At 71.9% G+C, this 11,934-nt stretch carries 9 protein-coding genes and 1 pseudogene; 9 read left to right on the top strand and 1 reads right to left on the bottom strand.

Going from position 1 to position 11,934, the window contains the following annotated elements:
* Window positions 1–40 precede the first annotated feature (40 nt).
* The 9 genes and pseudogenes from ACFVYF_RS10590 to ilvC all read left to right on the top strand — a co-directional run bounded on the left by ACFVYF_RS10590 (window position 41) and on the right by ilvC (window position 10,662).
* Window positions 41–958, top strand: coding sequence for a kinase (locus ACFVYF_RS10590; protein WP_389453963.1), 918 nt, complete (start codon window positions 41–43; stop codon window positions 956–958).
* A gap of 1 nt (window position 959) precedes the next feature.
* Window positions 960–2,006 (top strand): PLP-dependent cysteine synthase family protein, encoded by a 1,047-nt coding sequence (locus ACFVYF_RS10585; RefSeq protein WP_389453961.1) that lies wholly within the window; start codon window positions 960–962, stop codon window positions 2,004–2,006.
* Window positions 2,007–2,061: 55 nt separating this feature from the next.
* Entirely contained in the window at window positions 2,062–3,324 is a 1,263-nt protein-coding gene (locus tag ACFVYF_RS10580) for an ATP-grasp domain-containing protein (RefSeq protein WP_389453958.1), read from the top strand.
* Window positions 3,321–4,772 (top strand): argininosuccinate lyase, encoded by a 1,452-nt coding sequence (gene argH / locus ACFVYF_RS10575; RefSeq protein WP_389453956.1) that lies wholly within the window; start codon window positions 3,321–3,323, stop codon window positions 4,770–4,772. The genes ACFVYF_RS10580 and argH overlap by 4 nt, the downstream gene beginning before the upstream one ends.
* On the top strand, window positions 4,769–6,094 hold the full coding sequence (locus ACFVYF_RS10570; protein ID WP_389453953.1) for an MFS transporter: 1,326 nt from the start codon (window positions 4,769–4,771) through the stop codon (window positions 6,092–6,094). Before argH ends, ACFVYF_RS10570 begins: the two co-directional genes overlap by 4 nt.
* A gap of 43 nt (window positions 6,095–6,137) precedes the next feature.
* Entirely contained in the window at window positions 6,138–6,986 is an 849-nt protein-coding gene (locus tag ACFVYF_RS10565; protein WP_389453951.1) for a 4'-phosphopantetheinyl transferase family protein, read from the top strand.
* Between the two features lie 135 nt (window positions 6,987–7,121).
* Window positions 7,122–9,008: an acetolactate synthase large subunit gene (locus ACFVYF_RS10560; RefSeq protein ID WP_389453948.1), complete on the top strand. Its 1,887-nt coding sequence runs from the start codon at window positions 7,122–7,124 to the stop codon at window positions 9,006–9,008.
* 14 nt (window positions 9,009–9,022) lie between these two features.
* Window positions 9,023–9,529: pseudogene (ilvN, locus tag ACFVYF_RS10555) on the top strand (acetolactate synthase small subunit); the annotation flags it as partial.
* Between the two features lie 131 nt (window positions 9,530–9,660).
* Window positions 9,661–10,662 (top strand): ketol-acid reductoisomerase, encoded by a 1,002-nt coding sequence (ilvC, locus tag ACFVYF_RS10550; RefSeq protein WP_389453946.1) that lies wholly within the window; start codon window positions 9,661–9,663, stop codon window positions 10,660–10,662.
* Here the strand turns inward: ilvC and ACFVYF_RS10545 are convergent.
* Window positions 10,634–11,869: an MFS transporter gene (locus ACFVYF_RS10545; protein WP_389453944.1), complete on the bottom strand. Its 1,236-nt coding sequence runs from the start codon at window positions 11,867–11,869 to the stop codon at window positions 10,634–10,636. The two genes, ilvC and ACFVYF_RS10545, sit on opposite strands and share 29 nt — an antisense overlap.
* Window positions 11,870–11,934 lie beyond the last annotated feature (65 nt).

Below are 11,934 nucleotides of genomic sequence, written 5' to 3'. Positions count from 1 at the left end.
CCGCAGGTCACGGCTTCACCGGCAACAGAAGGTCAAGGACATGGTGGATCATTCCGACTGGCGTGTCGGGGTTGCTTCGGCCCCCGTCCATCACGGCGAGATTCTGCAAGGTGTCTTCACCCGTGACGGAGAGCTCACCCGGGGCCTCGTCACGCTTCCCTGCACCATCCACACGACCCGAGCCGCCTTCACTCCCGCCCCCGGTCCGCACGTCACCGTCTCACCCGCCTGGAAGGGCAAGGCGAGACGCGCGGCCGAGCTCGCCGTCCGGGCCGTGACCCCGCCGGACGCCGGGCCGGTGGGCGGTCATCTCGAACTGTCCGGGGACGTACCGCTGTGCCGGGGTTTCGGCTCGTCGACCAGTGACGTGCTGGCCGCGATCTGGGCCGTGAAGGACGCGTTCGCCAGTCCGCTGCCGCCGCAGGAGGTGGCCCGGCTCGCGGTGCGCGCGGAGACCGCCTCCGACTCCCTGATGTTCGAGGAGTCCACCGTGCTGTTCGCGCAGCGCGAGGGCACGGTGATCGAGGACTTCGGTTATCCGATGCCCTCGCTCAGGGTGCTGGGCTTCGGCTCCCGGCCGGAGGGCGGCGGACGGGGCGTGGACACCCTCGCGTTCACGCCGGCCAGTTACGGCCAGGAGGAGATCGGCCTCTTCACCCGGCTGCGGGCCATGCTCCGGGAGGCCATCCAGATGAAGGACGTCGCCCTGCTGGCCTCGGTCGCCACGGCGAGCACGGACATCAACCAGCGTCATCTGCCGATACCCGGGCTCGACCGGATCCGGGCCATCGCCCGGGACTCCGGCGCGCTGGGTGTGCAGGCAGCGCACAGCGGAGACATCGCCGGCCTTCTCTTCGACCGGGACGACCCGGACGTCGAGGCCCGCACCGGGCTGGCCCAGCGCCTCCTGCACGACATCGGTATCGACGAGCAGTGGAACTACACAACGGGTGACTGACATGACGACGACTCTGCCGAAGGCTCACTCCTCGATCGTGGAGGCCACCGAGCTGCCACGGATCATCAAGGTGAGCGACAACCTCTACGCGGCGGCCTTCAGCCTGATGAAGCTGCTGCCCGCCCGCCACATCATCGACCGTGCCGAGGCCGCCGGGCTGCTCTCCCCCGGCACCCCGGTCATCGAGACCTCCTCCGGAACGTTCGCGCTGGGACTGGCCATGGTGTGCCGGCTGCGCGGCTATCCGCTGACCATCGTCGGCGACTCCGCCATCGACCAGGATCTGCGTACCCGCCTCGAAATGCTTGGTACGACGGTGGAGATCGTCGAGCACACCGGCCAGCCCGGCGGTATCCAGGGCGCCCGGCTGGCCCGGGTGGAGGAGCTGCGCCGCCTCCAGCCGGACAGCTTCGTCCCCGGCCAGTACGACAACCCCGACAACCCGGGTGCGTACGGCATCGTCGCCGACCTGGTCGGTGACACCGTCGGTGCCGTCGACTGCCTGGTGGGCCCGGTGGGTTCGGGCGGTTCCACCGGCGGGCTCGCCGCGTCGCTCAGGCCCGGCAACCCGGCCCTGCACCTGGTCGGCGTGGACACCCACGGCAGCATCATCTTCGGCACCCCGGACGGGCCGCGCACCCTGCGCGGACTCGGCAGCAGCATCCACCCGGGCAACGTCAGGCACGCGGCGTACGACGAGGTGCACTGGGTGACGGCCGCCGAGGCGTTCCACGCGACGCACGAGCTCTACCGCGCGCACGGCCTGTTCATGGGCCCGACGAGCGGGGCCTCGTTCCAGGTGGCGTCCTGGTGGGCGCAGCAGAATCCGCAGAGCACCGTGCTGATGGTGCTGCCGGACGAGGGCTACCGCTACCAGTCCACGGTCTACAACGACTCCTGGCTGACCGCCCAGGGCATCGTCCCGGCACCCGCCCCGAACGGCCCGGTCACCGTCGAGCACCCGCTGGACGCGACCGCCGCCTGGTCACGGCTGCTGTGGGCCCGCCGCGGTTTCGACGACGTGGTGATGCCGGAGGTCGATTCATGAGCGGGCGGCGCGGGATCCCGGCGGAACGGCACACCGGGCTGCCGGAGGCGGGCTCATGAGCGGGCGACTACTGCTGCTGATCGAGAGCAACACCACCGGTACGGGACGGCTGTTCGCGCGGCGCGCGGCCCAGCGCGGAGTGGAGCCGGTCCTGCTGTGCGCGGACCCGGGCCGCTACCCGTACGCCGCCGAGGACGGACTGCGGACCGTCACCGTCGACACGGCCGACGAGGCCGCGCTGTGGGCGGAGGTCTCCGCACTGGCCCGGCAGGAGAGGGTCGCGGGCGTGCTGACCAGCTCCGAGTACTACGTGCCCATCGCCGCCGCGCTGGCCGCCCGGCTGGGTCTGCCGGGGCCGGACGCCGACGCCGTACGAGCCTGTCGTGACAAGGCGGAGCAGCGGCGGCGGCTGGCCGGGGCGGGTGTCGGCGTGCCGGGCTTCGCGGTCGTCGACGAGGTCACCGGCGCCGTGATCGCCGCGGAGGGCTTCGGGCTGCCGGTGGTGGTGAAGCCGGTGCAGGGCTCCGGAAGCCTCGGCGTGCGGCTGTGCGCGGACCCCGACGAGGTGGCCGAGCACGCCCGGACGCTGCTGGCAGCGACGGTCAACGAGCGGGGCGTCGCCGCGCCGCGCCGGATCCTGGTCGAGGAGTATCTGCGCGGACCGGAGTTCTCCGTCGAGGTGTTCGGCACGGAGGCGGTGGTGACGGTCGCCAAGCACGTCGGCCCGCTCCCCGTGTTCGTGGAGGTCGGCCACGACCTGCCGGCCGCGCTGCCCGCCGAGCGGGAGCGCGCGCTGCGCGAGACCGCCGTGGACGCCGTCCGGGCGCTCGGGCTCGGCTGGGGCGCCGCCCATGTGGAGCTGCGCCTGGAGGAGTCGGGCGCCAAGGTCATCGAGGTCAATCCGCGGCTGGCCGGCGGCATGATCCCCGAACTGGTGCGCAGGGCCTGCGGTATCGACCTGGTCCTCGCCCAGGTGCGGTCCGCGCTCGGCGAGACGCCCGAGCTGGAGCGCGGGGTCTACGCCCGTGCCTCGATCCGCTTCCTGACCGCCGGCCACGACGGCATCGTCGCCCCCGCCGGCACCCTGGACCGGGTCGTGACCCGGGCCCGCGCGGTGCCGGGTGTGGTGGACGCCGTCCTCTACCGCGTGCCGGGCGAACCCGTGGGTCCCGCCGAGGACTTCCGGGGCCGTATCGGTCACGCCATCGCCGTCGCGGACCATCCGGCCGCGGCCGCCGAGGCCGCCGACCGGGGCGCCGCCCTGCTCGCCGGGGCGGTCACCGCAACCCAGCTGACCGCGACGGAGGTCCTCGCATGACCACCGCACCCGTACGGGGCGTCGACACCGGACGGCTCAAGGCCGCCCTGGACGCCGAGGCGCATCGCATCGTCTACGACCAGTACCTGCCGGACGGTGCGGCGGACGGGCTCGGCGGCGAGCTGCGCTGCATCAGCGAGGTGGACCGCGCGCATCTGGTGATGCTGGTGGAGCGCGGGATCGTGGACGCCGGCCGGGCCGGACAACTGCTCGCGGCCATCGACGAGTTGCGCGGACAGGACTTCGCTCCGGTGCGCGTCAGGCCGATGCCGCGCGGGGTGTATCTGGCGTACGAGGGCCATCTCATCGAGCGGCTGGGCGACGAGACCGGCGGCATCCTGCACACCGGACGTTCCCGCAACGACCTCAACGCCACGACGACCCGGCTGAAGGTCCGCACCCCTTACCTGGCGCTGCTCGACGCGGTGGACGCCCTCGCGGGCGTACTGCTGGCGAAGGCCGGGGAGTACGCGGACGCCACGATGCCCGCGTACACCCACGGCCAGCCCGCCGTGCCGATCACCTACGGCCACTACCTGGCGGGCGCCGCCGGCGCGGTGCTGCGCGCTTACGGCCAACTCCTGGACGCGGGGCGGCAGATCGACGTCAACCCGCTCGGCGCGGGAGCGATCGGCGGCACCTCCGTGCCCATCGACCCGGCCCGCACCGCGGAACTCCTCGGCTTCACCGCGGCGGCCCCCAACTCGGTGGACGCCGTGGCCTCCCGGGACTTCGTGCTGCACCTGCTGTCCGCGTCCGCCGTCCTCGGCGTCGCCCTGGCCCGGGTCGCCCGCGACCTGAGCACCTGGACGTCGGAGGAGTTCGGTCTGCTGCGCGTCGGCGACACCCTCGTGGGCTCCAGCTCGATGATGCCGCAGAAGCGCAACCCGTTCCTGCTGGAGCACATCCAGGGCAGGTCCACCGCGAGTCTGGGCGCCTTCATGAGCGCGGCGTCCGCGATGACCACCGGCGGCTACACCAACGCGATCGCGGTGGGCACCGAGGCCGTACGCCATCTGTGGCCGGGACTGAGCGGCACGACGGACGCGGTCACGCTGCTGCGCCTGGTGGTGGCGGGCACCGAACCGGAGCGGGAGCGGATGACCGAGCGGGCCGTGGACGGCTTCACCTCGGCGACGTATCTGGCGGAGCGCCTGGTCCTGGACGGCATGCCGTTCCGGGCCGCGCACCACCGGGTCGGCGAGACCGTGCTGGCCGCCCTGGACACCGGCCGCCCCCTCGCGGAGACGGCCGGCTTCGCGGGCGACCTCGCCCCGGACCGGGTCGCCGCGTCCTGCGCCCACGGCGGCGGCCCCGGCACCGACGGACTGCCGCCCCTACAGACTCAACTCGACGCGTTACGTGCCGAGTTGACCGCCCGCCGCAACCGCTGGTCGGGCGCCGAGTCGCTTCTCACCGAAGCCGTCGACAAGGCGGTACGCGCATGACGGCCCCCACCCTCCACAAACCCCCCGACGCCCGGGAGAAACCCAGACGCGGCGGCCTGCTGCACCAGCGCGACTTCCGGCTGCTGTGGCTGGGCGAGACCACCAACCGCGTCGGCATCAACATCACCACGGTCGCCATGCCCCTGGTCGCGGTGGTCACCCTGGACGCGGGCACGTTCGCCGTGAGTGTGCTGGCCGCCGCGCCCTGGATCCCCTGGCTGCTGATCGGCCTGCCGGCCGGCGCCTGGGTGGACCGCATGCGGCGCCGGCCGCTCATGCTGGCCTGCAACATCGGCTCGCTGCTGCTGCTCGCCAGCGTCCCGGCCGCCGCCTGGCTCGGGGTCCTCACCATGGCCCAGATGCTGACCGTGGCGCTGCTCAACGGCCTGGCGGCGGTGTTCTTCGGCATCTCCTACAAGGTCTACGTGCCGTCCATCGTCGAACGCGCCGACCTCCAGGAGGCCAACGCCAAGCTGCAGGGCAGCGAGTCGGTGGCACAGGTCGCGGGCCTGGGCGGCGGGGGTCTCCTCGCCGGCGCGTTCGGTGCCGCCTCCGGACTGCTGGTCAACGCGCTGACGTTCCTCTTCTCGGCACTGTGCCTGTCCGGCATCCGCGCCGAGGAACCCCGCCCCGAGCAGCCGAAGGAGCGCACCCCGCTCCGCCAGGACATCAGGGAGGGCCTCCAGTACACGCTGAAGGACCCCTATCTGCGGGTGCTGACGGGATACGGAACCGTCACCAACCTGCTCCTGACGGCCTATCAGGCCATCCTGCCGGTCTTCATGATCCGGCAGCTGATGGTGACGGAGGGCGCGATCGGCTGGCTGCTGGCCTCCAGCAGCGTCGGCGGCCTGCTCGGCGCCACCTGCGCGAAACGGCTGGCCGACCGGTACGGAACCGCGCACGGACTGCTGCTCGCGACGATGGCCACCGCCCCCTTCGGCCTGCTCATCCCGCTGGCCGGGCAGGGCTGGATGCTGGCGTCACTGGCGGCCGGCAGCGCGCTCCTCGCGCTGGGAGTGGTCCTCGCCAACGTGATCCAGGGCGCGTTCCGTCAGCGGTACTGCCCGCCGCAGTTGCTCGGCCGCGTCACGGCCAGTGTCTCGGTCGCCAACTTCGGTGCCATTCCCTTCGGTTCGCTGCTCGGCGGCGCGCTCGGCACGGTACTCGGCCTGCGGCCGACGCTGTGGCTGCTCACCGCCGGACTCGCGGTCACCCCCCTGATTCTCCTGATCGGGCCGATGCGCGGCAGCCGCGACCTGCCTGCCGCACCCGACCCGTCGGGCGGACGCGATCTGCCCGTCGAGCCTCGCGCCTCATGAGGCCCGGCGTGCCGGTCACCTGAGTACGAACAGGAGAGACCCCGTGGAAGAAACCCTGCCGTGGGTCGTTCGTGAGCTGCCACCCCCTGGCTCACTGGACCTCTGGCTCCTGAGGGTCTCGGATGTCCCCGCCGGCATCCTGGACGAGGCGGTGCTCGACGCGACCGAGCGTCAGCGCGCCGCCGCCCTCATGCACGCGGCCGACCGAACCCGGTTCACGGCCGCGCATGTCGCACTGCGACGTCTGCTCGGGACGTACTTGAGTCTGCGCCCCGAGGAGATCACCTTCGGCCGGGACACCTGTCCCTGCTGCGGCGGACCGCACGGCCGCCCGACCGTCCTCGGCGCGGGCCGCGAGCTGTTCTTCTCGCTGTCCCACCGGGGCGACCTGGCGCTCGTCGGTACGGCGATGGCTCCCATCGGAGTCGACGTCGACCTGGTGTCGGACCAGCCGGCCACCGCCGAACTGGCCGCGATGCTGCACGTGGACGAACAGGCTGAACTGGCCGCGCTGGAACCGGAGTTGCGCCCGCGCGCGCTGGCCAGACTGTGGACCCGCAAGGAGGCCTACCTCAAGGGCCTCGGCACGGGTCTTGGCCGCGACCCCTCGCTCGACTACGTCGGCTCGGGGCGCCCGCAGGGACCGTATCCGCCGTCCGGCTGGACCCTGCTGGACGTTCCGGTGGACCGGGGTTACGCGGCGGCGGTGGCGGTGCGCGGCGAGCTGAACGTCGCCGTCCCCACCGTCAGCCGGCTCTCCGGACTGGACGTCGTGGGACACACCCCCCGGCTCGCACGCCGGGACGCCGTCCCGCACACGTCCTGGCTCACCGACCGGGACGCCGTACGCCACACCTTCGACGCCCTGCAGACCGAGAGGACACCACCCTGATCCCGGCCCGGGCCGGCCGGGTGCGCCTCCTCGGTGGTCGCCCGGCCGTGCGCACGCACCAACCGGCTGCCGCTACGCGGCCACTGATCACGAGGACGTCTCCACCACCACCCCTACGGACCTTTGGAACTGACGATGTCAAACGCTGTGCAGCAGGCCCCCGCGGCCCGCCTCCCGCAGGTGCGGGCCCGCACCACCGAGCGTCCCGCCGCCCCCGCCGAGCCCGTCACCGGCGCCCAGTCCCTCGTCCGCTCCCTCGAAGAGGTCGGCGCGGACACCGTGTTCGGCATTCCCGGCGGGTGCATCCTGCCGGCGTACGACCCGCTGATGGACTCCGAGCGGGTACGTCACGTGCTCGTCCGGCACGAGCAGGGCGCGGGCCACGCGGCCACCGGCTACGCGCAGGCCACCGGGAAGGTCGGCGTCTGCATCGCGACGTCAGGCCCCGGTGCCACCAACCTGGTCACGCCGATCGCCGACGCGCACATGGACTCCGTGCCGCTGGTGGCGATCACCGGCCAGGTGCCCTCCAAGTCGATCGGCACGGACGCCTTCCAGGAGGCCGACATCGTCGGCATCACCATGCCGATCACCAAGCACAACTTCCTGGTCACGAGGGCGGAGGACATCCCGAAGACGATCGCGGAGGCCTTCCACATCGCCTCCACCGGCCGCCCCGGACCGGTCCTGGTCGACATCACCAAGGACGCCCTCCAGTCCCGTACCACCTTCAGCTGGCCACCCCGCGCGGACCTGCCCGGCTACCGCCCGGTGACCCGGCCGCACCCCCGCCAGACCCGCGAGGCGGCCCGGCTCCTGAACGAGGCCGAACGCCCCGTCCTGTACGTCGGTGGCGGCGTCCTCAAGGCCAGGGCCACCGCCGAACTGCGGACCCTCGCCGAGCTGACCGGCGCGCCCGTCGTCACCACCCTGATGGCACTCGGCGCGTTTCCCGGCAGTCACCCGCAGCACGTGGGGATGCCGGGCATGCACGGTGACGTCTCCGCGGTCGCCGCGCTACAGAAGGCCGACCTGATCGTCGCCCTCGGGGCCCGCTTCGACGACCGCGTCACCGGCAAGCTGGACAGCTTCGCGCCGTACGCCAGGATCGTCCACGCGGACATCGACCCGGCCGAGATCGGCAAGAACCGGGCCGTCGACGTGCCGATCGTCGGCGATGCCCGCGAGGTCATCACCGCGCTGGCCGCCGCGGTGCGCGCCGAGCACGAGGAGGGCAACCGGGGCGACTACCGCGCCTGGTGGCGCGACCTCGACCGCTGGCGCACCACCTACCCCCGCGGATACGACCTGCCGGCCGACGGCTCCCTCTCCCCGCAGCTGGTCATCGAGCGCATCGGTCAACTCGCCCCGGAAGGAACGCTGTTCGCCTCCGGCGTCGGCCAGCACCAGATGTGGGCGGCGCAGTTCCTGCCGCACGAGGAGCCCGGCACCTGGTTCAACTCCGGCGGCGCCGGGACGATGGGCTACGCGGTCCCGGCCGCGATGGGCGCCAGGGCCGGCCGCCCCGACCGCACCGTGTGGGCGATCGACGGCGACGGCTGCTTCCAGATGACCAACCAGGAACTCACCACCTGCGCCCTGAACAACATCCCGATCAAGGTCGCGGTCATCAACAACGGCGCCCTGGGCATGGTCCGCCAGTGGCAGAACCTGTTCTACGGCGCCCGCTTCTCCAACACCGTGCTGCACGACGGCGCGACCAACGCCGAGACCGGTTCGACGCGGGGCCTCGGCTCCGCCACCCACCGCGGCACCCGTGTCCCGGACTTCGTCCTGCTCTCCGAGGCGATGGGCTGCGTGGGCCTGCGCTGCGAGAGCCCGGGCGAGCTGGACGCGGTCATCGACAAGGCCAACTCGGTCAACGACCGCCCGGTCGTAGTGGACTTCATCGTCCACGAGGACGCGATGGTGTGGCCGATGGTCCCAGCCGGCACCTCCAACGACGACATCATGGCCGCCCGCGACGTCCGCCCCGACTTCGGCGACGCCGCGGACGACTGAGAGGACCTCCTGACATGTCCCAGCACACACTCTCCGTCCTGGCCGAGAACACCCCCGGCATCCTCGCCCGGATCGCCGCCCTGTTCTCGCGACGCGGCTTCAACATCGACTCGCTGGCGGTCGGCACCACCGAGCACCCCGACCTGTCCCGCGTCACCATCGTGGTCCGGGTCGACGACGAACTGACCCTGGAGCAGGTGACCAAGCAGCTCAACAAGCTCGTCAACGTCCTGAAGGTCGTCGAGCTGGAGCCGGACTCCGCGGTCCAGCGCGAGCTGGTCCTGGTAAAGGTCCGGGCCGGCAACGAGACGCGCTCCCAGATCGTCGGGATCGCCGAACTGTTCCGCGCGAAGACGGTCGACGTCTCCCCGGAGGCCGTCACCCTGGAGGCCACCGGCGCCGCCGACAAGCTCGACGCGATGCTCCGGATGCTGGCGCCCTTCGGCATCAAGGAACTCGTCCAGTCCGGCGCGATCGCCATCGGCCGCGGCTCCCGCTCCCTCGCCGAACGCGGCGTACGGGACACCCGCCCGTTCCGCCTGACACCCGCCGCCACCACGACGTCCGCTTCGGCTTCCGCCGCCGCGCAGAGCGCCTAGCGTGCCGGCTCACTTCCTTACCCAACCCTCAAGAAACACAAGGAGAAACCCCCATGCCCGCCGAGCTGTTCTACGACGCTGACGCCGACCTGTCCATCATCCAGGGCCGCAAGGTCGCGGTCATCGGCTACGGCAGCCAGGGCCACGCCCACGCGCTGTCGCTGCGCGACTCCGGCGTCGACGTCCGCGTCGGTCTGCACGAGGGCTCCAAGTCCAAGGCGAAGGCCGAGGAGCAGGGCCTGCGCGTGGTGAGCCCGTCCGAGGCCGCCGCCGAGGCGGACGTCATCATGATCCTGGTGCCGGACCCGATCCAGGCGCAGGTCTACGAGGAGCACATCGCCCCGAATCTGAACGACGGTGACGCGCTGTTCTTCGGCCACGGCCTGAACATCCGCTTCGACTTCATCAAGCCGCCGGCCGGTATCGACGTCTGCATGGTCGCCCCCAAGGGCCCCGGTCACCTGGTCCGCCGCCAGTACGAGGAGGGCCGTGGTGTGCCGTGCATCGCGGCGGTCGAGCAGGACGCGACCGGCAGCGCGTTCCCGCTGGCCCTGTCGTACGCGAAGGGCATCGGCGGCACGCGGGCCGGTGTCATCAAGACGACCTTCACCGAGGAGACCGAGACCGACCTGTTCGGTGAGCAGGCCGTTCTCTGCGGTGGTACCGCGGCGTTGGTCAAGGCGGGTTTCGAGACGCTGACCGAGGCGGGCTACCAGCCGGAGATCGCGTACTTCGAGTGCCTCCACGAGCTGAAGCTGATCGTCGACCTCATGTACGAGGGCGGCCTGGAGAAGATGCGCTGGTCCGTCTCCGAGACCGCGGAGTGGGGCGACTACGTCACCGGCCCGCGGATCATCACCGACGCCACGAAGGCGGAGATGAAGAAGGTCCTCGCGGAGATCCAGGACGGGACGTTCGCCCGTGAGTGGATGGCCGAGTACCACGGCGGTCTGAAGAAGTACAACGAGTACAAGACCCAGGACGAGCAGTCCCTCCTGGAGACCACCGGCAAGGAGCTCCGCAAGCTCATGTCGTGGGTCGACAACGAGGCGTGACTCCCTCGGCCCGGTCGTGCCGGCGGGACCCCCCGTCCCCACGACCGGGCCGGAGCCGCGACCTCCGCACTCCGAGCGCCACCGTCACCGCGAGCGACGCGACGGCCATCACGGTCATCGCCGTACCGGGAGACGTCAGTTGGGCCACCGAGCCGGCCAGTGCCGCGCTCACGCCCTGCATCGTGAGCATGCCCGAGGAGTGCAACCCGAGTGCGTGGCCGCTGAGTTCGTCGGGTGTCAGGGCCATCAGCCGCTCCTGCTGGATCAGACTCGCGCCGAAGCCGACGGAGGCGAGCGCGACGACGGCCGCCGCCACGGCCACCCCCGGCCGCAGCACGAAGACCAGGTACGGGCCGGCCAGGAGCAGCAGGAACGGGATGCCGAGGCGCGGTCGGACCTGCGGCGGCAGGAAGCGGCCGGTCGTCACGTCCCCGGCGAACATGCCGAACGCGGCGGCGGCGAACAGCCAGCCCGCGCGGTCCGGCGCGTAGGAGACGAAGAGGGACTCGCAGCCGACGACGAGGCCGTTCGGGATCCACAGGAGCAGATACGTGGTGCGCCGGGGCGCGGACGACCACAGCAGGGCGTTCGTGCGCCAGGTCCGCGCGATCGAAGGGCGGCCCACGGCCCGTGGCGCGCGGGGTGCGAGCCCGAGCCGGATACCGGCCGCCGCCGCCAGATACAGCGCCGCCGCCACGAGCAGGGTGACCCGCGGGGAGAGCAGGGCCACCAGCACCCCGCCCGTCGCGTACCCGAGGATCTGCATCAGCCCGGACATCATGTTGAACACCGAACGCCCCAGCAGATAGCCGTCCTTGGAGAGGATCTCCGTCAGCAGGCCCCAGCGGACCCCGCTGCCCAGCGAGGCGGTCAGACCGAGGACCAGGATGACGGCGAACATCGCCGGGACCGGCAGTCCGGGGCTCGCCAGGACCGCCGTACCGACCGCGAACACGGACGCGATCCCCGCCATCGTCGCCCGCGGCGGGAGCCGGTCGGCGGCGGACAACAGCGTCGCCGCGCCCACGACCTGGACCAGCGAGGAGCCGAACATGCTCAGCGCGGACAGCAGGGGCGAGTCGGTCGCCCGGTAGACGAGCGTGCCCAGGGCCAGACCGCTCACCGTCGAGGCGGCGATCTGGAGCGAGGAGGACAGGAAGAGGGGCGTGAATTCCCGGGTGCGGAAGAGCTGCGAGTAGCTGCGCATGGCCGGAGTCTCGGGCCGTCCGAGCGCCGGCCGTTATTGTTTCGCGCCAGGGCGAAACGATCCGG

The organism is Streptomyces sp. NPDC058274 (assembly GCF_042881375.1).
Lineage (GTDB): Bacteria > Actinomycetota > Actinomycetes > Streptomycetales > Streptomycetaceae > Streptomyces.
The sequence above is the reverse complement of the archived record's forward strand: the minus strand, read 5'-3'. Positions and strand labels throughout refer to the sequence as shown.

What these genes read in the sequence shown, in the direction of transcription:
- ACFVYF_RS10590 (WP_389453963.1), top strand. Translation starts at nt 41, where the DNA reads ATGGTGGATCATTCCGACTGGCGTGTCGGGGTTGCTTCGGCCCCCGTC.
- ACFVYF_RS10585 (WP_389453961.1), top strand. Translation starts at nt 960, where the DNA reads ATGACGACGACTCTGCCGAAGGCTCACTCCTCGATCGTGGAGGCCACC.
- ACFVYF_RS10580 (WP_389453958.1), top strand. Translation starts at nt 2,062, where the DNA reads ATGAGCGGGCGACTACTGCTGCTGATCGAGAGCAACACCACCGGTACG.
- argH (WP_389453956.1), top strand. Translation starts at nt 3,321, where the DNA reads ATGACCACCGCACCCGTACGGGGCGTCGACACCGGACGGCTCAAGGCC.
- ACFVYF_RS10570 (WP_389453953.1), top strand. Translation starts at nt 4,769, where the DNA reads ATGACGGCCCCCACCCTCCACAAACCCCCCGACGCCCGGGAGAAACCC.
- ACFVYF_RS10560 (WP_389453948.1), top strand. Translation starts at nt 7,122, where the DNA reads ATGTCAAACGCTGTGCAGCAGGCCCCCGCGGCCCGCCTCCCGCAGGTG.
- ilvC (WP_389453946.1), top strand. Translation starts at nt 9,661, where the DNA reads ATGCCCGCCGAGCTGTTCTACGACGCTGACGCCGACCTGTCCATCATC.
- ACFVYF_RS10545 (WP_389453944.1), bottom strand. Translation starts at nt 11,869, where the DNA reads ATGCGCAGCTACTCGCAGCTCTTCCGCACCCGGGAATTCACGCCCCTC.